The organism is Pseudomonas solani, from assembly GCF_026072635.1.
In the GTDB taxonomy this organism is placed as follows: Bacteria; Pseudomonadota; Gammaproteobacteria; order Pseudomonadales; family Pseudomonadaceae; genus Metapseudomonas; species Metapseudomonas solani.
This window is the reverse complement of record NZ_AP023081.1, coordinates 4104793-4123296: the sequence shown is the minus strand read 5'-3', so window position 1 is coordinate 4123296 and position 18504 is coordinate 4104793. Positions and strand designations below refer to the sequence as shown.

The following is an 18504-nucleotide window of genomic DNA, read 5'->3' as shown; positions in this document are numbered from 1 at the left end:
ATCAGCTGATACGGGCGATGAGCTCGCGCGCTTCCTGTTGCTGGTTTTCACTGCCCTCGGACATCACTTCGTCGAGGATGTCGCGGGCGCCTTCGGTGTCACCCATGTCGATGTAGGCACGGGCCAGATCGAGCTTGGTGGCGGTTTCGTCAGTGCCGGATAGGAAGTCGAAATCATCGTCGCCATCCAGATCCACTGCCGGAGCGGCGGTGCTGGCAGGTGCGCTGTCGGCCGGCGGCTGGTCGAGGCTCTCGGCGAGCTGGTCGAGCTCGGCGGTCACTTCATCGAGCTTGGCGGCGAAGCTGTCGGAGAGCGGCGCCTCTTCGGCGGCGGGCTCGTCTTCCGGCATCGACAGGTCGAAATCGGACGGCAGTTCGAAGGCCGACGCGGGCTCTTCCTTGGCGACCGGCTCGGCAGCAGGCTGGGAGCCGCCCAGGTTCAGGTCGTCATCCAGGCTGAGAAGGAAATCATCTTCCCCGGCGATGGACGGCTTGCTGTCGCCTTCCAGCTCCAGGCTGAAGTCGGCCAGGTCGTCGCCCAGATCCAGCGATTGCTCGCTCAGCGGCTTGTCGTCCAGCTCCAGGTCGAAGCCGAGTTCGTCGTCGCTGCGGGCAGCCGGGGCGCTCGGAGCGTCGAGGTTGAGGTCGGCATCCAGGTCGATCTCGTCCAGGCCGGCCAGGGCATCGTTGCCGGAGGCAGCTTGCAGGTCGCGGTCGAGGTCGGCTTCCAGTTCATCCAGGCTCAGGTCGAAGGCATCGTCCATGTCGTCCTGGGCGGCAGGCGCCTGGGCAGCCGGAGCAGCAGGCTCGTCCAGGGTCAGGTCGTCGAGGCTGAAGCTGTCGAGGTCGTCGCTGGCGGAACCGGCGGCGAAGCCGAGGCCGGCAGCGGCGGCCAGCGCCATGGCCGGGTACTTGGCCTTGAGCTGGTCGACTTCGGCATAGGCACCACCGATTTCACGCAGCTCGCTTTCCTGGCGGGCGAAGCCGTCGCGGTCACCCAGTTCGGCGTAGACCTCCATCAGCTTCAGGCGCAGGTCGGCACGATGCGGCTCGTCGTTGATCGCGTTCTGCAGCAGCTCGGCAGCCTGGTTGAAGCGGCCGTAGGCGATGTAGATGTCGGCTTCGCTGATGGCATCGCCAGTCTGGGCGGTGACACGCTCCTCGGCCTGGGCCGGAGCAGCAGCGACCGCAGCAGGCTCGTTCTCGAGGCCGGCGAAGGCGTTGTCCTGGATGTCCAGGTCGTTGTCGAAGCCGGTGTCGTCGTCCTGGGCGGCCAGGCTGTTCTGCAGCTCGGCTTCCTTCATGGCGTTGCGACGGGAGAGGATCATCAGTGCGACCAGCAGAAGCAGCAGCGCGCCGCCACCGGCGATGCCCAGCAGCATCGGGTTGCCCATCAGGTCGTCGACGAAGCCAGGCTGTTCGGCTTCAGGTTCCGGCTGCACGGGCGCCACAGCCGCCGGAGCGGGCTCGACCGGCTTGGCGGCCTCTGCCGGAGCAGCAGGTTTTTCAACGGCATCAGCCGGCTCACTGGCCGGCTGCTGGTTCTGGGACTGGGCGGCTGCATCAGGTGCAGCCGGCTCCTCGTTGTAGTTGTAGTCCGGTGCCTGCCCGGCCGGGGGAGTGGCCTGGGTTGCGTCGGGTGCCGGAGTAGCCGGCACCGCTGCAGGTTGTTCGGCAGCCGGAGTGGCCGGGGTGGCGGAAGCGGCTGGCGCTGTCGGCGTGGCCGGTGCTGCCGGAGCGGCGGCCTCGGGTTTCTTCGCCAGGTCGCCCTGCAGCTTGGCCAGCTGATCATCCTTCAGCTGGATCAGGCGTTGCAGTTTATCCAGCTGGCTCTGCAGGTCAGTCATCCGGCCCTTGAGCTCGTCGTTCTCACGACGGGTAGTGTCCAGGCTTTCCTGGGTCACCGCCAGTTTCTCGGCCAGCGCCTTGTTGTTGCCGTTGCCAGCACCCTTCTCGCTGCCGGCTGTGGACTTGCCACTCTCGGCGGATACCAGGCGCAGGTTGTCCTTGCTTTCGGTCTTGGCCGGAGCGGCACCGGCGCTGGCGCGCTTGGTGGCGTCGAGCTGGCGCTGGCCGGCGGCACCGGCTACGGCGCTGCCGTCACGCCAGGCAGCGTTCTGCGCTGCGACCTGGGCAATGGCTTCGGACTGGGAACGGCTGGCGATCTGCGCATCGGTGGGCATGCGCAGCACCTGGCCGCTCTTCATGCGGTTGATGTTGCCGCCGACGAAGGCATCCGGGTTCAGGTCCTGGATGGCCAGCATGGCCTGGTGCACGGAACCGCTGGAGCGGTTGCGCTGGGCAATTTCCCACAGGGTGTCGCTGCCGGTGGTCTTGTATTCTTCGGCGCCCGCCTTGGCGGTGGAAGCGGCCGAGGCGACAGGCGTGGACGGACGCGGTGCCTGGGCAGCCGGGCTGGCACTCGGACGCGGTGCAGCAGCCGGGCGCGGAGCCTGGGCCGGAGCGGCGATGGGCATGCTCGGCACGACGGCAGCGGTGGTTTCAGCGGAGTAGGTCGGCGGGTCCAGCAGCAGGGTGTATTCGCGCAGCAGGCGACCGTTGGGCCACAGCACTTCCACCATGAAGTTCAGGTAGGGCTCGCGCACCGGCTTGTTGGAGGTCACGCGGATCACGCTCTTGCCATTGGGCTTGAGCACCGGCGTGAACTTGAGGTCGGTCAGGAAGTACTGGCGATCGACGCCGGCCTTGCTGAACTCTTCGGCCGAAGCCAGGCTCGGAACGACTTCGTTGGAGGCCAGATCACGGACCTCGAGCAGCTCGATTTCAGCGACCAGCGGCTGGTTCAAGGCGGACTTCAGGGTCACTTCCCCGAGCCCCAAAGCGTGAGCCATGCCGGAGGTCAGCGCCGAAGCAGCCGCAATTGCCAGCACCAGTTTGCGAACCCGAATCATAGCGTAATCCCTTGTTTTATCTTTTTTTCTCGGCCGAACGAGAGAGTATTTTGATCGCTGCCACAACACGCCATAGCGGTTCCCCGTCAGCGATGAAAACTAAACCAGTATTGTCAAGCTAGAAAAGTTCTTCAAATTTTCAGGTAAGTATCTTTTACAGATAGTGTTTTATCAATAACTCGCCGGACTGTACGGCGTTGAGTGCAGCGCCTTTTCGCACATTATCAGACGCAATCCACAAATTGACTTGGCGCGGGTCTTCCAGCCCTTTTCGCACGCGGCCGACGTAGATCACATCCTGCCCCACAGCGTCACCTACCGCCGTCGGATAGTCGCCCTGCTCCACCAGTTCGATGCCCTCCGCCGCCTCCAGTTTTTCCAGCACGACGGCCAGGTCGACGTCCTCGCGCACCTGCAGCGAGACGCTCAGGCTGTCGCCGAAGAACACCGGTGCCAACACGCAGGTGGCGGCCACATCCAGGGCCGGGGCAGCCAGCAGTGCTTTCAATTCGCGTGCCAGTCTCTTCTCCAGCTGGGCGTGGCCCGCCTCATCCACCGCATCGGGCTGGGCGAGGATGTTGAAGGCAACCTGGCGATCAAAGAAGCGCGGCTCCAGCGGACGGGCGTTGAGCAGCTCGACGGTTTGCCGGGCCAGCTCGGTGACCCCCTCGCGGCCACGACTGGAAACGGCCAGGCAGGCGGTGACCGTCACGCGCTCGATGCCCAGGGAAACCAGCGGCGCCAGGGCACAGGCCAGGGCGACGGCAGAAGCGCTCGGGCTGCACAGCCTATAAGGAGGGGCCAGTTCGCCGAGCAGGCCGGCATTGGCTTCCGGCACCAGCGGCTGGGCGTCGTCCAGCGCACCGGAAAGATCGATCACCGCGCAGCCCGCCTGGCTGGCGCGCACGGCGAAGCTGCGGCTCACCGCCTCGCCGGCGGCGAAGAAGGCCAGGCGCACCTGGGAGAAATCGAATTCGGCGACATCGCGTACGCGCAGGTTCTTGCCGCGGAACTGCACGGAGGCGCCGGCAGCCTCGATGCTGGCCAGCAGATGCAGGGTTCCGACGGGGAATTCACGCTCGGCAAGGAGTTCGACGAGGGTTTCGCCAACGGTACCGGTGGCGCCGACAACGGCGATATCGAAGGACTGGCTCATGGACATTGCCTCTGGCGAAACGGGAGCGGCACTTTAACCGTCGCCCCGCACGCAGGCAATCGAGGGAAACCGGGCGCCGACGAGCCCCGTCGGCGCCCGCTGTCGATCAACGCTCCAGGAGGATGCGCAGCATGCGGCGCAACGGTTCGGCCGCGCCCCACAGCAGTTGGTCGCCCACGGTGAAGGCGCCGAGGTACTGCGTGCCCATGTTGAGCTTGCGCAGGCGGCCGACCGGGACGCTGAGGGTGCCGGTGACGGCGGTCGGGGTCAGCTCGCGCATGCTGATCTCGCGTTGGTTCGGCACCAGTTTCACCCAGGGGTTGTGCTGGCTGATCATGCCTTCGATATCGGCGATGGGCACATCCTTGTTCAGCTTGATGGTCAGCGCCTGGCTGTGGCAGCGCATGGCGCCGATGCGCACGCAGATGCCGTCCACCGGGATCGGGCTCTTGAAGCGACCGAGGATCTTGTTGGTTTCGGCCTGGCCCTTCCACTCTTCACGGCTCTGGCCGTTGGGCAGCTCCTTGTCGATCCAGGGGATCAGGCTGCCCGCCAGGGGCACGCCGAAGTTCTCGGTGGGGTACGCCTCGCCGCGCATGGCTTCGGCCACCTTGCGATCGATGTCGAGGATGGCGCTGGCCGGGTTGGCCAGGTCATCGGCGACCGCCGCGTGGGTCGCGCCCATCTGCTTGATCAGCTCGCGCATGTTCTGGGCACCGGCGCCGGAGGCTGCCTGGTAGGTCATGGCGCTCATCCACTCCACCAGGCCGGCTTCGAACAGACCGCCCAGGGCCATCAGCATCAGGCTGACGGTGCAGTTGCCGCCGATGTAGTTCTTGGTGCCGGCATCCAGCTGCTGGTCGATGACACGACGGTTGACCGGGTCGAGGACGATGACCGCGTCATCCTGCATGCGCAGGCTGGAGGCGGCGTCGATCCAGTAGCCCTGCCAGCCGGCTTCGCGCAGCTTGGGGAAGACTTCGCTGGTGTAGTCGCCACCCTGGCAGGTCAGGATCACGTCGAGGCTTTTCAGCTCATCGATGTTGTACGCGTCCTTCAGCGGGGCAACGTCCTTGCCGATCGCCGGGCCTTGCCCGCCAACATTGGAAGTGGTGAAGAAAACCGGCTCGATCAGGTCGAAATCCCGCTCTTCCAGCATTCGCTGCATGAGCACGGAACCCACCATGCCACGCCAACCGATCAGACCTACACGCTTCATGACAACTACACCTTTCAGGAAAAAGTGGACCGCCGGTATTCCGGCGAGCCCGACAGATTACAGATTACGCAGGGCCTCGACCACTGCATCGCCCATGGCTTGGGTACCGACCTTGGTGGTACCGGCGGAGAAGATGTCGCCGGTGCGCAGGCCCTGGTCGAGGACGAGGCTCACGGCCTTCTCGATGGCATCCGCGGCGGCGCTCTGGTTGAAGCTGTAGCGCAGCATCATCGAGACCGAGAGGATGGTCGCCAGGGGGTTGGCGATGCCTTGGCCGGCGATGTCCGGCGCGGAGCCGTGGCACGGCTCGTACATGCCCTTGTTGTTCGCATCCAGGGAAGCGGAAGGCAGCATGCCGATGGAGCCGGTGAGCATGGAAGCCTCATCCGACAGGATGTCGCCGAACATGTTGTCGGTGACCATCACGTCGAACTGCTTGGGTGCGCGCACCAGCTGCATGGCGGCGTTGTCGACGTACATGTGCGACAGCTCGACATCCGGGTAGTCCTTGGCCACTTCCTCGGCCACCTCGCGCCACAGCTGGCTGGAGGCAAGCACGTTGGCCTTGTCCACCGAGCAGAGTTTCTTGCCGCGCACGCGGGCCATGTCGAAGCCGACGCGGACGATGCGGCGGATTTCGCTTTCGGCATAGGGCAGGGTGTCATAGGCCTGGCGCTCGCCGTTTTCCAGCACGCGCTGCTCGCGGGGCTGGCCGAAGTAGATGCCGCCGGTCAGCTCACGGACGATGAGGATGTCCAGGCCCGCGACCACTTCCGGCTTGAGGCTAGAGGCATCGGCCAGTTGCGGATAAAGGATGGCCGGGCGCAGGTTGGCGAACAGGCCCAGCTGCGAGCGGATCTTCAGCAGGCCGCGTTCCGGGCGGATGTCACGCTCGATCTTGTCCCACTTCGGGCCGCCCACGGCGCCCAGCAGCACGGCGTCGGCCTGGCGCGCACGCTCCAGGGTCTCGTCGGCCAGGGGCACGCCGTGCTTGTCGATGGCAGCGCCGCCGATCACGTCGTGGGTCAGCTCGAAGCCGAGCTGGAACTTGTCATTGGCCAGCTCCAGCACCTTGACCGCCTCGGCCATGATTTCCGGGCCGATACCGTCGCCAGGGAGAACCAGAATCTGTTTGCTCATGAGTCTTTCCTTCGGAAAAAAGCTTCAAGCCCCAAGTCGCAGGCCCCAAGTACTTGTCGCTTGGAGCTTGCAGCCTGACGCTCAGTTATTTAGTGGCCCACAGCACCAGCACGTCGGTACTGAAGGAGCCGTCTTCAGTGATTTCGAAATACTCGCGCACTTCCTCGCCCACCGCCTTCTGCAGGGCCAGGATGGCGTCGCGGAATACATCCGGCGTGCGCATGCGGGTGATCCAGGAGGCGAACTCCAGGCGCAGCCGCTGACGCGCATGGCGATCGACGAACAGACCGGCCTCGCTCACCTGGCGCAGCCACTCGGCGACGGAATAGTCGCGCACATGGCTGGTGTCGCGCAGCACTTCCACGGCCTGCAGGTGGGTGTCGAGCAGCGGGCTGCCCGGCGACGCCACGTCGATGAAGACAGCGGTGCAGCCCGGCTTCAGCACCCGACGCACCTCGCGCAGGGCCAGGCCCAGGTCGCTCCAGTGGTGCGCGGAATAGCGGCTGAAGACGAAATCGAAGCTGGCATCGGCGAAGGGCAGGCGCTCGGCCGCCCCGCGCTCGGTGCGCAGGTTGCCCAGCCCACGCTCGGCAGCGGCCGCTGCGACCACCTCCAGCATCTGCTCGGAAAGGTCGTAAGCCACCACTTCGCCGACCAGTGGCGCGACATGGAAGCTGACATGCCCGGCGCCACAGCCGAGGTCGAGCACCCGGGCGTCGCCCCGGCCCTCGACCGCCGCCTGCAGCAGCGCGAACTCGGTGCCCTGGGCGTGCACGGCACTGCTCAGGTAGGCACTGGCCTGTTCGCCGAACTGGCGCTGCACCACCTGGGCATGGGCCTTGTCGCTCATCTCGCTCCCCTGCCTCAGGCGTCGCGGAACAGCCAGGGCTGCGCCTGGCGATGACCGCCCTCGAAGGCACGGATGGCATCCGCGTCCTGCAGGGTCAGGCCGATGTCGTCGAGGCCGTTGAGCAGGCAGTGCTTGCGGAACGCGTCCACTTCGAAGCTGTACTGCTTGCCGTCCGGGCGGGTCACGGTCTGTGCGGCGAGGTCGACGGTGAGCTGGTAGCCCTCCTCCGCTTCGCACTGCTTGAACAGCTCGTCCACCTCTTCATCCTTGAGGATGATCGGCAGCAGGCCGTTCTTGAAGCTGTTGTTGAAGAAGATGTCGGCGTAGCTCGGCGCGATGATGGCGCGGAAGCCGTACTCCTCCAGGGCCCAGGGTGCGTGCTCGCGGGAGGAGCCACAACCGAAGTTCTCACGGGCCAGCAGCACGCTGGCGCCCTGGAAGCGCGGGAAGTTGAGGACGAAGTCCGGGTTCACCGGGCGCTTGGAGTTGTCCTGGTTGGGCTGGCCGACATCGAGGTAACGCCACTCGTCGAACAGGTTGGGGCCGAAGCCGGTGCGCTTGATCGACTTGAGGAATTGCTTGGGGATGATCTGGTCGGTGTCGACGTTGGCACGATCGAGCGGAGCGACGAGACCGGTGTGTTGGGTAAAGGCTTTCATCTCGCTCTCCTTACTTGAGCATCTCGCGAACATCGACGAAGCGGCCGTTGACGGCGGCTGCGGCGGCCATGGCCGGGCTGACCAGGTGGGTACGACCACCGGCGCCCTGGCGGCCTTCGAAGTTGCGATTGGAGGTGGAGGCGCAATGCTCGCCGCTTTCGAGGCGGTCCGGGTTCATCGCCAGGCACATGGAGCAGCCCGGCTCACGCCATTCGAAGCCGGCCTCGATGAAGATCTTGTCCAGCCCTTCCTGTTCGGCCTGCTGCTTCACCAGGCCGGAGCCCGGTACCACCATCGCCTGCTTGACGGTGGTGGCGACCTTGCGGCCCTTGGCCACTTCGGCAGCGGCGCGCAGGTCTTCGATGCGCGAGTTGGTGCAGGAACCGATGAACACGCGGTCCAGCTGGATATCGGTGATCGCCTGGTTGGCGGCCAGGCCCATGTACTTCAGGGCACGGGTGATGGAATCACGCTTGACCGGGTCGGCCTCGACGGCCGGGTCCGGCACGCGCTGGTCGACCGGCAGCACCATCTCCGGCGAGGTACCCCAGCTGACCTGGGGAATGATGTCTTCGGCGCGCATCTCGATCACGGTGTCGAAGTGCGCATCGGCGTCGGAAACCAGGTCGCTCCAGGCGGCCACGGCCTTTTCCCAGTCGGCGCCCTTGGGCGCGAAGGGGCGGCCTTCGACATAGGCGATGGTCTTCTCGTCCACCGCCACCATGCCCACGCGGGCACCGGCTTCGATGGACATGTTGCAGATGGTCATGCGGCCTTCCATGGACAGGTCGCGGATGGCGCTGCCGGCGAACTCCAGGGCGTGGCCGTTGCCACCGGCGGTGCCGATCTTGCCGATCACCGCGAGCACGATGTCCTTGGCGGTCACACCGAAGGGCAGCGTGCCCTCCACGCGCACCTGCATGTTCTTCATCTTCTTGGCGATCAGGCACTGGGTGGCCAGCACGTGCTCCACCTCGGAGGTGCCGATGCCGTGGGCCAGCGCACCGAAGGCGCCGTGGGTGGAGGTGTGCGAGTCACCGCAGACCACGGTCATGCCCGGCAAGGTGGCACCCTGCTCCGGGCCGACCACGTGGACGATGCCCTGCCGTACGTCGTTCATCTTGAACTCGAGGATGCCGAAGTCGTCGCAATTCTCGTCGAGGGTCTGCACCTGGATGCGCGACACCTCGTCGGCGATGGCTTCGAGGCCGCCCTGGCGCTCGGCGCGGGTGGTCGGCACGTTGTGGTCCGGGGTCGCGATGTTGGCGTCGATGCGCCACGGCTTGCGGCTGGCCAGACGCAGGCCTTCGAATGCCTGGGGCGAGGTCACTTCGTGGAGGATGTGACGGTCGATGTAGATCAGCGACGAACCATCGTCGCGGCGCTTCACCTCATGCAATTCCCAGAGCTTGTCGTACAGCGTCTTGCCGGCCATCGGTGGGTCCTCATCAGCGTGTTTCTATGCCGGGGCTCTCATGGATAAAAAGGCCCCTTGGCTTGTGGGGATGATCCTAGGGATTTGACATGAATAACTCAAATTCATATTTTTCATCCAATGGATTCCCCTCAGGAATACCCTCAGCCACGCCCTCTGCCTGGAGCTCAAGCGCCAATGGACCTCGCCAGCCTCAATGCCTTCATCGCCATCGCCGAAACCGGCAGCTTCTCCGAGGCCGGCGAACGCCTGCACCTGACCCAGCCGGCGGTGAGCAAGCGCATCGCTTCCCTGGAGCAGCAGTTGAACGTGCGCCTGTTCGACCGCCTCGGCCGCGAAGTGGGCCTGACCGAAGCCGGCCGCGCCCTGCTGCCGCGTGCCTACCAGATCCTCAATGTGCTGGACGACACCCGTCGCGCCCTGAGCAACCTCTCCGGTGACATCAGCGGCCGCCTGACCCTGGCCACCAGCCACCACATCGGCCTGCATCGCCTGCCGCCGCTGCTGCGGGCCTTCACCCGTGCCTACCCGCAGGTGGCGCTGGACATCCAGTTCCTCGATTCCGAAGTCGCCTATGAAGAGATCCTCCATGGCCGCGCCGAGCTGGCGGTGATCACCCTGGCCCCGGAAACCGCCCTGCCCGTGCAGGCGGTGCCGGTTTGGGACGACGCCCTGGACTTCGTCGCCGCCCCCGAACATCCGCTGGCCCGCGACAAGACCATTTTCCTCGCCGACGTGGCCAAGCACCCGGCGGTGTTCCCCGGCGGCAACACCTTCACCCACCACATCGTGCGGCGCCTGTTCGAGGCAGAAGGGCTGACGCCGAACATCGGCATGAGCACCAACTACATGGAGACCATCAAGATGATGGTCTCCATCGGCCTGGCCTGGAGCGTGCTGCCGCGCACCATGCTCGACGAGCAGGTGGTGCGCCTGCCGCTGCAGGACATCCAGCTGAGCCGCAAGCTCGGCTACATCCTGCACACCGACCGCACCCTGTCGAACGCAGCCAAGGCCTTCATGGCCCTGCTCGACGCCCAGCGCGACAATCTTGCGTAGTCCCCGAACCAGGGGCTAACGTGAGCCGCATAACGATAAGAAAAGGCCCGTGCATGCCCCAGCCACCCCGCCCACTCTCCGCCCGCACCGCGCCACACTGCAGCCTCCGGACCGGAAAGGGCCGCCATGACCAAGCCATCTGATCGCCCGCCACTGCCCTTCATCCCCGCCCTCGACCCCGGCGAGTTCGAGCAGAGCTGGCAGGACACGCAACGCCTGCTCGCCGCGCTCAATGGCGCGCGCCTGGGCGCCTGGGACTGGGACATCGCCAGCGGCCGGGTCAACTGGTCCCGCGGCGCCCAGGCGCTGTTCGGCCTGGACCCCAAGCGCCCGCTGCGCACCCAGGTCGACTACATCGAACTGATTCCCGAGGAAGACCGCGCCGGCGTGCTCGAACTCTTCGCCCGGGTGCTGTCCGGCGCCCACCCGGACCGCGCCTTCCGCCACCGCATCCGCTGGCCCGACGGCAGCCTGCACTGGCTGGAGATCAGCGGCAGCCCGCAGGAAGACCCCGACGGGCGCAAGCGCATCATCGGGGTGATCCGCGACGTCACCGAGCAGCAGGAGCGGGCCGAGGCGCTGGAGAACTCCCAGCGACGCTTCTCCAGCCTGTTCCACTTGAGCCCCGACGTGATCCTGCTGGTGCGCATGGACGGCGGCATCATCACCGAGGCCAACCAGCACTTCGAAAGCGTGTTCGGCTGGCCGGCCGCCGAGGTGGTCGGCCGCAGCACCCAGGAACTGGGCATCTGGGTCCACCCGCAGCAGCGTGAACTGCTCTACCGCAACAGCCACGGCTCGGAAGACCCCATCGTCCAGGAGGTGCAGCTGCGCACCCGCGACGAGCGGGTGCTCGACGGGGTGCTGTCCAGCCAGTTCGTCGACCTGGACGGCGAATCCTTCCTCATCAGCACCTTCCTCGACACCACCGAGCGCAAGCGCGCCGAAGCCGCCCTGCGCACCAGCGAGGAGAAGTTCTCCAAGGCCTTCCGCAGCACCCCCGATGCCGTGGTCATCACCGACCGCGAGACCGGTTGCTTCATCGAGGCCAACCCCGGCTTCCAGCGCCAGTTCGGCTGGGATGCCAGCGAAACCATCGGCCGCAGCTCGCTGGAACTGGGTATCTGGGTCCATGTCGAGCAGCGCCGCGAGATGCTCGACGCCTTCGGCAACAGCGGCATCCTCGCCGGCCTGGAAGTGCAACTGCGCGGCCGCGACGGTACCGTCAGCACCAACCTGCTGTATGGCGACCAGATCCAGCTCAATGGCCGTACCTGCCTGGTACTGACGGTGCGCGACATCACCGAGATGCGCGCCCAGGAGCGCGCCTTGAAGGACAGCCAGGAGCGCCTGGCCCTGGCTCTGGAATCCGCCGACCTGGGCACCTGGGACTGGCACATCCCCAGCAGCAGCCTCTATGGCTCGGCCCGGGCCTCGGCGCTGCACGGGCTGGCCACCGAGCCGTACGAAGGCGACTTCAAGAACTTCTTCAGCTTCGTGCCCCTGGAAGACCAGATGGCCATGCGCCAGGCCTACCAGGACCTGCTCACCGGGGTGACCAAGGACTACCAGTTCACCTACCGCTCACGCTTCGCCAATGGCGAGATCCATTTCCTGGAAAGCACCGCCAAGCTCTACCGTGACGAAGCGGGCGAGCCGCTGCGCATGGCCGGCATCCTCATCGACATCACCGAACGGGTGCGCCGCGAGCAGCGCCTGGCGGCGTCGGAGGAGAAGTTCGTCACCCTGTTCCAGGCCAGCCCCGACCCCATCTGCGTGACCCGCGTGCGCGACGGCGCCTTCATCGAGATCAACCCCAGCTTCACCGAGGTGTTCGGCTGGCGCCCCGATGAGATCGTCGGCCGCTGTGCACCGGAGATCGCCTTCTGGGCCGACCTGGAACAGCGCGACCAGCTTTCGCGCACGCTGATGCGCGACAAGGGCCTGGACAACGTCGAGGCCCAGTACCTGACCCAGGACGGATGGATGCTGACCTGCGTAGTGTCCAGCCGCTTCATCCGCGTCGACCGCCAGCTGTGCATCACCACCACCTTCCGCGACATCACCGAGCGTCAGCAGTCCGAAGCGGCGCTCAAGGCCAGCCAGGAGAAGTTCGCCAAGGCATTCCACTCCAGCCCCGACGCCATCACCATCACCGAGCGCGACACGGGCCGCTACATCGAGGTCAATGAAGGCTTCTGCCGCCTCACCGGCTACAGCGCCGAGGAAGTAATCGGGCGCACCGCCGACGACCTGCACATCTGGGCCCGGCCCGATGAGCGCGAGCACCTGATCGAGGTCATGCGCCGCGATGGGCGCGCGCACCACCTGGAGATGTCCGGCCAGCACCGCGACGGCACGCGCAAGGTGGTGGAGGTCTCGGTGGAGCAGATCGACCTCGACGGCAAGGCCTGCCTGCTGCTGACGGCCCGCGACATCAGCGCGCTGAAGGACGCCCAGGCACAGATCCAGCACCTGGCGTACCACGACTCGCTGACCAACCTGCCCAACCGCGCCCTGCTGATGGACCGCCTGACCCAGCAGATCGCCCTGCTGCGCCGCCATAAGCTGCGCGGTGCCCTGCTGTTCCTCGACCTCGACCACTTCAAGCACATCAACGACTCCCTCGGCCATCCGGTGGGCGACTCGGTGCTGAAGATGGTCACCGCACGCCTGGAAGCCAGCGTGCGCCTGGAAGATACGGTCGCGCGCCTGGGCGGCGACGAATTCGTGGTGCTGCTCACCGGCCTGGAGGGCAAGCGCTCCGAGGTGACGCGCCAGGTGCGGCAGATCGCCGACAAGCTGCGCAAGCTGCTGGCCGAGCCCATGTTGCTGGACGGCCACCACCTGCAGGTCACGCCGAGCATGGGCGTGGCGCTGATTCCCGATCACGGCGAGACGCCCGCCGACCTGCTCAAGCGCGCCGATATCGCCCTGTACCGAGCCAAGGATTCGGGGCGCAACGCCATCCAGATGTTCCGAGCCACCATGCAGGAGGCGGCCAGCGAGCGCCTGCGCCTGGAGAACGACCTGCGCCTGGCCCTGGTTCGCGGCGAGTTCGAGCTGTACTTCCAGCCCCAGGTGGACGCCCGCAGCAACCGGGTGATAGGCGCCGAAGCGCTGCTGCGCTGGATGCACCCGACCCTGGGGCCGCAGTCGCCGGCGCAGTTCATCCAGGTGCTGGAGGAAAGCGGGATGATCCTCGAAGTGGGCAGCTGGGTGCTGGCCGAGGCTTGCCGGGCCTGCGAGCGACTGCTCGTCGATCGGCTGGCCAGTTCCGACGACTTCAGCCTGTGCGTGAACATCAGCCCCCGGCAGTTCCGCCAGAACGATTTCGTCGAACGCATCGAGAAGAGCCTGGTCGATACCCGCTTGCCACACGGCATCCTCAAGCTGGAGATCACCGAAGGCATCGTCATCCAGAACCTCGACGACACCATCGGCAAGATGCGCCGCCTGAAGAAGCTCGGCGTGAGTTTCGCCATGGACGACTTCGGCACCGGCTACTCCTCCCTGACCTACCTCAAGCGCCTGCCGGTGGATGTGCTGAAGATCGACCAGTCATTCGTCCGCGATGCCACCAACGACCCCAACGATGCCGAAATCATCCGCGCCATCGTCGCCATGGCCCGCAGCCTGGGCCTGGGCATGGTGGCCGAAGGGGTGGAGCAGAAGGAGCAGCTGGACTTCCTCGAACAGCAGGGCTGCCACCTGTACCAGGGCTACCTGTTCAGCCGGCCGGTGCCGCTGGAGGAGTTCCGCGCGCTGCTGGCCAGGAACAACCAGCAGGCCTTACCCCCGGCCCCATGAAAAAGGGCGCCCGCAGGCGCCCTCTTCGTTGCAGCAAGCGCTGCCGGATCAGTTCTCCAGCACCGCACGAGCGCCATTGATGGGGATGCGCTTGGCCTTGGCGTCTTCCGGCACGATGCGTACCAGGTCGATGTTCAGCAGGCCGTTCTGCAGCCCGGCGCTGCGCACTTCGATGTGGTCGGCCAGGCGGAACGACAGCTTGAAGCCACGCTGGGCGATGCCTTGGTGCAGGTAGGTCACGCTCTCGACACCCTTGTCGCGCTTGCCACCACTGACGGTGAGCACGCCACGCTCGACCTGCAGCTCCAGGTCTTCTTCCTGGAAGCCGGCTGCGGCGACCACGATGCGGTACTGGTCATCACCGTGCTTCTCGACGTTATAGGGCGGATAGCTGCTGCCGCTGTCGTTGCGTTGGGCGGACTCGAACAGGTCGTTGAACCGGTCGAAGCCCACGGAATGACGGAACAGCGGAGCGAGGGAAAATGCAGTGGTCATGAAAATCTCTCCTGAATAATCAGCAAGTGTCTACAGTCGCGGGACCCGACTTCGGCATCCCACATTCCCCTAGATAGGGACGGCCGAAATGATTTCAAGGGCCTTTTTTTCAATGGAGGTTCCATGCACAAGGTCATGCTCATCACCGGCGCCAGCCGTGGCATCGGCGCCGCCACCGCGCGACTAGCGGCGGCGCGCGGCTATGCGCTGTGCATCAATTACCGGCAACAGCGCGAGGCGGCCGAGCAACTGGTGGACGAGATCACGCGCCAGGGCGGCCGGGCCATCGCGGTTGCCGCAGACGTGGCCGACGAGCGACAGGTGGCACAGTTGTTCGCAGCCATCGATAGCGAATTCGGCCGTCTGGATGTGCTGGTCAACAACGCCGGAATGCTCGAACGCCAGGCACGCCTGGAGGAGATCGACGGCGCCCGGCTGCTGCGGGTGTTCGGCGCCAACGTCTTCGGCAGCTTCCACTGCGCCCGCGAGGCGATCCGCAGGATGTCTACCCGCCACGGCGGCCGGGGCGGCGCGATCATCAACCTGTCGTCCATCGCCGCGCGCCTGGGTGCGCCCAACGAGTACATCGACTATGCGGCGGCCAAGGGCGCCATCGACGCGATGACGGTAGGGCTGGCCAAGGAAGTAGCGGCCGAAGGCATCCGGGTGAACGCGGTGCGGCCCGGCGTGATCCGCACGGAAATCCATGCCAGTGGCGGGGAGCCGAAGCGGGTGGAGCGGGTCGCCGCCAGCATCCCCCTGGGCCGGGGCGGCGAAGCGGAGGAAATCGCCAAGGCCATTCTCTGGCTGGCCAGCGACGAGGCCTCATACACCACCGGCGCCCTGCTGGATGTCGCCGGCGGCCGCTGAGCACGCGCATCGTAGGTTGGCGCCGAGCGCAGCGAGGCCCAACGAGACACCCCTGATGCTGCGCCTCGTACCTCAGTGCGTAGCCCGGGCTTCAGCCCGGGAAAACCAAGGAACAAGGCGCATCAGGCCGCCGCGAACTCCCGCTCCAGGCTGGGCAGGCCCAGCAAGGCGTCGATACGGGCACAGTCGCTTTCGCGGCGGATCTCGGTGAACAGCAGCACAGCCTCCGGATAGGTGCGCGTAAGCATCGCCAGCCATTGCTTGAGCCGCCCCGGGGCGTAACGCGGGGCAAGCTTGCGCCGAGCCTGGCGCCAGAAGTCGCGGAGCAGCGGCTGGAACTCCGCCCAGCTCATCTCCTCGGGTGTTTCGCCGGCACGCACCGCGGCGATCTGCCGGGCCAGGTCGGGGCGCGAGACCAGGCCGCGACCGAGCATGATGTCCTCGACGCCGCTGACCTCGCGGCAGCGACGCCAGTCGTCCAGCGTCCACACCTCGCCGTTGGCGAATACCGGCACCTTGACCACATCCTGCACCCGCGCCACCCATTCCCAGTGGGCCGGCGGCTTGTAGCCCTCGACCTTGGTGCGTGCATGCACCACCAGTTGCGAGGCGCCACCTTCGGCCAGGGCCAGGGCGCAGTCGAGCGCGCCATCGGGGCTGTCGAAGCCCAGGCGCATCTTCGCCGTGACCGGAATGGCGGCAGGCACCGCACGGCGCACGCCACTGACGATGGCATGCAGCAGCTCGGGCTCCTTGAGCAGCACGGCGCCGCCACGGGACTTGTTCACCGTTTTCGCCGGGCAGCCGAAGTTAAGGTCGATCACCGGCGCGCCCAGCTCGCAGGCGTATGCAGCGTTCTCCCCCAGGCACACCGGGTCGGAACCCAGCAGTTGCACGCGCATCGGCGTGCCGGCACGGGTGCGCGCACCACTCTCCAGCTCGGGAGCGAGTTTCTGGTAGGTGCTGGCCGGCAGCAGGCGATCGCTGACGCGGATGAACTCGCTGACGCACCAATCGATGCCGCCCACACGGGTCAGCACGTCTCGGAGAATCTCGTCAACCAGGCCCTCCATGGGCGCCAGGGCGATTTGCATAGGGGAAGCCTTGGAAAAATGGGCGCGTAGTGTAAGCGCGGAGCGGGCCTGCACAGAATCCTCCCGACGAAAACCGCGGGAGCAAGTTCGCGCCGGCGCAGTCGAAAGCCATACGCCCTGGAGAAGGAACCGCCGATGAAGACGCTCCGCCCTGCCCTGCTCTGCCTGGCTCTTGGCAGCCTGGCCCCGCTGGCCGATGCAGAAACCCTATTGGAGAGCCCGCTGCAACCGGCACCCGACTCAGTGGCGGAGCTGGTGGTCAGCCGCGACGAGAACGCCGCCAATGCCTGCGAAGTGGGCCTCTACCTGCAGGACGAACTGGTGGCGCAACTGTCTGCCGGGCAGGCCATCAGCCTCACCGTGCCGGCCGGCGAGATGACCCTGAACGTCGCCCAGAGCCCCTCGGGCTATTGCGCCGGCAACCTCACCGGGCGCCCGCAGTCGGTGCTGATCCAGCCCGGCGAGCGGCGGCACTTCCGCATCGTGCAGAACCCGACCGAGCTGTTCCTGTCGCCAGCGGTGGACTGAGCGCTCAGAGCTCCAGGGGGAACGGCTGCATCAATGCGCGGCCATAGCCCTCGATGAATTCCGGCGGCATGCGCTTGGGGCGGCCGCTGGAAAGCTCGATGCAGACGAAGGTGGTCCTGGCCCGCAGCAGGGTCGCGCCGTCTTCGGGGCGGATCAGCTGGAAGCGGCGGTCCATCTTCAGGCGCTGGTCGGATTCGACGATCCAGGTGGCCATCTGCAGCTCCTGCTCCTCGTAGGCGGCAGCGAGGTAGTCGATCTCGTGGCGCACCACGGCCATGGCGCGATCCAGGCGGCGGTATTCGGCCAGGTCCAGCCCCAGACTCTGGGAGTGGCGCCAGGCGCAACGCTCCAGCCAGCTGACGTAGACGGCGTTGTTGGCGTGGCCGAGGCCGTCGATGTCATCGGCGGCGACCTTGATGTCGATGACGAAGGGGGTGGACAGGTCCCAGTTCATCAGGCGTGCTCCGAGTTGCTGGCCAGCTCGCGCGCTTCGGCGGCGAGTTGGGTGATCTGGTCCCAGGCGCGGGCGCGGATCAGGCTCGACGGCGCGATCCAGGTGCCGCCGACGCAGGCGACGTTGGGCAGCTGCAGGAAGCCTTGCAGGTTGTCCGGCGTGACCCCGCCGGTGGGGCAGAAACGGATGCCGGTGAAGGGTCCCTTGAAGCTTTTGAGCATCTTCACGCTGGCATTGCCGTTGGCCGGGAACAGCTTCAGCGAGCGGTAGCCGTACTCCAGGGCCAGCAGCACTTCCGAGGGGGTCATCACCCCGGGCAGGTACGGCAGGCCGGAATCTTCCGCCGCTGCGGCCAGGCGCTCGGTGCAACCGGGGCTGACGGCGAAGTGGGCACCGGCGTCGCGGGCCTCGAGGAACTGCTCGGTGTGGATCAGGGTGCCCGCGCCCACCAGCAGGTCCGGGAATTCCTTGCGGATCGCCGCCACCGCGTCCAGGGCACGCGGAGTGCGCAGCGTCACCTCCAGCACCTCGATCCCACCGGCACTGAGCGCGCCGGCCAGGTCCAGGGCCAGCCCCGTGTCTTCGATGACCAGCACCGGCAGGACGGGTCGCGCCCGCTGCAGCACCACATCCATAGTCAGGCTCATTGCATCTTTCCCCTTGATTCGTGCCTCCGGTCCCGCGTTCGGGCCCGGAATTGATTCGCCCCGGCGACCACGCCCGGGCCGCCGCTGGCGGCGCAACAGACATGGACCTTGGAAGAGCAGCATCGACGGCAGGTCACCGACCGGCGGTGGGCCTTCGACGCATTCCATTGGCGAATC

Annotated in this window: 15 protein-coding genes; 4 read left to right on the top strand and 11 right to left on the bottom strand. The window is 66.3% G+C overall.

Going from position 1 to position 18504, the window contains the following annotated elements:
• Position 1 precedes the first annotated feature (1 nt).
• The 7 genes from PSm6_RS18830 to leuC form a co-directional block, all read right to left on the bottom strand.
• Positions 2-2911 (bottom strand): motility hub landmark protein FimV, encoded by a 2910-nt coding sequence (locus PSm6_RS18830; RefSeq protein ID WP_265167951.1) that lies wholly within the window; start codon positions 2909-2911, stop codon positions 2-4.
• Between the two features lie 154 nt (positions 2912-3065).
• Entirely contained in the window at positions 3066-4067 is a 1002-nt protein-coding gene (locus PSm6_RS18825; RefSeq protein ID WP_265167949.1) for an aspartate-semialdehyde dehydrogenase, read from the bottom strand.
• 106 nt (positions 4068-4173) lie between these two features.
• Positions 4174-5286: an aspartate-semialdehyde dehydrogenase gene (asd, locus tag PSm6_RS18820; RefSeq protein ID WP_021218578.1), complete on the bottom strand. Its 1113-nt coding sequence runs from the start codon at positions 5284-5286 to the stop codon at positions 4174-4176.
• 57 nt (positions 5287-5343) lie between these two features.
• Entirely contained in the window at positions 5344-6426 is a 1083-nt protein-coding gene (gene leuB, locus PSm6_RS18815) for a 3-isopropylmalate dehydrogenase (RefSeq protein WP_043243364.1), read from the bottom strand.
• Positions 6427-6511: 85 nt separating this feature from the next.
• On the bottom strand, positions 6512-7276 hold the full coding sequence (locus PSm6_RS18810; protein WP_021218580.1) for a class I SAM-dependent methyltransferase: 765 nt from the start codon (positions 7274-7276) through the stop codon (positions 6512-6514).
• A gap of 14 nt (positions 7277-7290) precedes the next feature.
• A complete protein-coding gene (gene leuD / locus PSm6_RS18805) occupies positions 7291-7935 on the bottom strand; it encodes a 3-isopropylmalate dehydratase small subunit (RefSeq protein ID WP_021218581.1) in 645 nt (214 codons plus the stop codon).
• A gap of 10 nt (positions 7936-7945) precedes the next feature.
• A complete protein-coding gene (gene leuC / locus PSm6_RS18800; protein WP_021218582.1) occupies positions 7946-9370 on the bottom strand; it encodes a 3-isopropylmalate dehydratase large subunit in 1425 nt (474 codons plus the stop codon).
• Positions 9371-9547: 177 nt separating this feature from the next.
• Here leuC and PSm6_RS18795 point away from each other — a divergent pair, with 177 nt between their 5' ends.
• Positions 9548-10429, top strand: a complete 882-nt coding sequence (locus tag PSm6_RS18795; protein ID WP_021218583.1) for a LysR family transcriptional regulator — start codon at positions 9548-9550, stop codon at positions 10427-10429.
• 126 nt (positions 10430-10555) lie between these two features.
• Positions 10556-14239 carry a sensor domain-containing protein gene (locus tag PSm6_RS18790; RefSeq protein WP_021218584.1) on the top strand — a complete coding sequence of 1228 codons (3684 nt, stop codon included), beginning with the start codon at positions 10556-10558 and terminating at the stop codon, positions 14237-14239.
• Positions 14240-14287: 48 nt separating this feature from the next.
• Here the strand turns inward: PSm6_RS18790 and PSm6_RS18785 are convergent, their stop codons facing one another.
• Positions 14288-14734 carry an Hsp20 family protein gene (locus PSm6_RS18785; protein WP_021218585.1) on the bottom strand — a complete coding sequence of 149 codons (447 nt, stop codon included), beginning with the start codon at positions 14732-14734 and terminating at the stop codon, positions 14288-14290.
• A 123-nt stretch (positions 14735-14857) separates the two neighbouring features.
• Here PSm6_RS18785 and PSm6_RS18780 point away from each other — a divergent pair, with 123 nt between their 5' ends.
• Positions 14858-15604 carry an SDR family oxidoreductase gene (locus PSm6_RS18780; RefSeq protein ID WP_021218586.1) on the top strand — a complete coding sequence of 249 codons (747 nt, stop codon included), beginning with the start codon at positions 14858-14860 and terminating at the stop codon, positions 15602-15604.
• Between the two features lie 122 nt (positions 15605-15726).
• Here PSm6_RS18780 and PSm6_RS18775 read toward each other — a convergent pair whose 3' ends face one another.
• The gene (locus PSm6_RS18775) at positions 15727-16698 is read right to left on the bottom strand and encodes a tRNA dihydrouridine synthase (protein ID WP_021218587.1); all 972 of its coding nucleotides are present in this window, start codon (positions 16696-16698) and stop codon (positions 15727-15729) included.
• 135 nt (positions 16699-16833) lie between these two features.
• On the opposite strand from PSm6_RS18775, the gene PSm6_RS18770 reads away from it, so the two are divergent.
• On the top strand, positions 16834-17226 hold the full coding sequence (locus tag PSm6_RS18770; protein ID WP_265167948.1) for a hypothetical protein: 393 nt from the start codon (positions 16834-16836) through the stop codon (positions 17224-17226).
• Between the two features lie 4 nt (positions 17227-17230).
• Here PSm6_RS18770 and PSm6_RS18765 read toward each other — a convergent pair whose 3' ends face one another.
• Complete coding sequence (locus PSm6_RS18765) at positions 17231-17680, bottom strand: acyl-CoA thioesterase (RefSeq protein ID WP_265167947.1); 450 nt, start codon at positions 17678-17680, stop codon at positions 17231-17233.
• Complete coding sequence (locus PSm6_RS18760) at positions 17680-18327, bottom strand: bifunctional 4-hydroxy-2-oxoglutarate aldolase/2-dehydro-3-deoxy-phosphogluconate aldolase (protein ID WP_031287421.1); 648 nt, start codon at positions 18325-18327, stop codon at positions 17680-17682. Before PSm6_RS18760 ends, PSm6_RS18765 begins: the two co-directional genes overlap by 1 nt.
• Positions 18328-18504 lie beyond the last annotated feature (177 nt).

Bases quoted from the DNA above. Each gene is read 5' to 3' on its own strand.
- PSm6_RS18830 (WP_265167951.1), bottom strand. From the start codon at position 2,911: ATGATTCGGGTTCGCAAACTGGTGCTGGCAATTGCGGCTGCTTCGGCG.
- PSm6_RS18825 (WP_265167949.1), bottom strand. From the start codon at position 4,067: ATGAGCCAGTCCTTCGATATCGCCGTTGTCGGCGCCACCGGTACCGTT.
- asd (WP_021218578.1), bottom strand. From the start codon at position 5,286: ATGAAGCGTGTAGGTCTGATCGGTTGGCGTGGCATGGTGGGTTCCGTG.
- leuB (WP_043243364.1), bottom strand. From the start codon at position 6,426: ATGAGCAAACAGATTCTGGTTCTCCCTGGCGACGGTATCGGCCCGGAA.
- PSm6_RS18810 (WP_021218580.1), bottom strand. From the start codon at position 7,276: ATGAGCGACAAGGCCCATGCCCAGGTGGTGCAGCGCCAGTTCGGCGAA.
- leuD (WP_021218581.1), bottom strand. From the start codon at position 7,935: ATGAAAGCCTTTACCCAACACACCGGTCTCGTCGCTCCGCTCGATCGT.
- leuC (WP_021218582.1), bottom strand. From the start codon at position 9,370: ATGGCCGGCAAGACGCTGTACGACAAGCTCTGGGAATTGCATGAGGTG.
- PSm6_RS18795 (WP_021218583.1), top strand. From the start codon at position 9,548: ATGGACCTCGCCAGCCTCAATGCCTTCATCGCCATCGCCGAAACCGGC.
- PSm6_RS18790 (WP_021218584.1), top strand. From the start codon at position 10,556: ATGACCAAGCCATCTGATCGCCCGCCACTGCCCTTCATCCCCGCCCTC.
- PSm6_RS18785 (WP_021218585.1), bottom strand. From the start codon at position 14,734: ATGACCACTGCATTTTCCCTCGCTCCGCTGTTCCGTCATTCCGTGGGC.
- PSm6_RS18780 (WP_021218586.1), top strand. From the start codon at position 14,858: ATGCACAAGGTCATGCTCATCACCGGCGCCAGCCGTGGCATCGGCGCC.
- PSm6_RS18775 (WP_021218587.1), bottom strand. From the start codon at position 16,698: ATGCAAATCGCCCTGGCGCCCATGGAGGGCCTGGTTGACGAGATTCTC.
- PSm6_RS18770 (WP_265167948.1), top strand. From the start codon at position 16,834: ATGAAGACGCTCCGCCCTGCCCTGCTCTGCCTGGCTCTTGGCAGCCTG.
- PSm6_RS18765 (WP_265167947.1), bottom strand. From the start codon at position 17,680: ATGAACTGGGACCTGTCCACCCCCTTCGTCATCGACATCAAGGTCGCC.
- PSm6_RS18760 (WP_031287421.1), bottom strand. From the start codon at position 18,327: ATGAGCCTGACTATGGATGTGGTGCTGCAGCGGGCGCGACCCGTCCTG.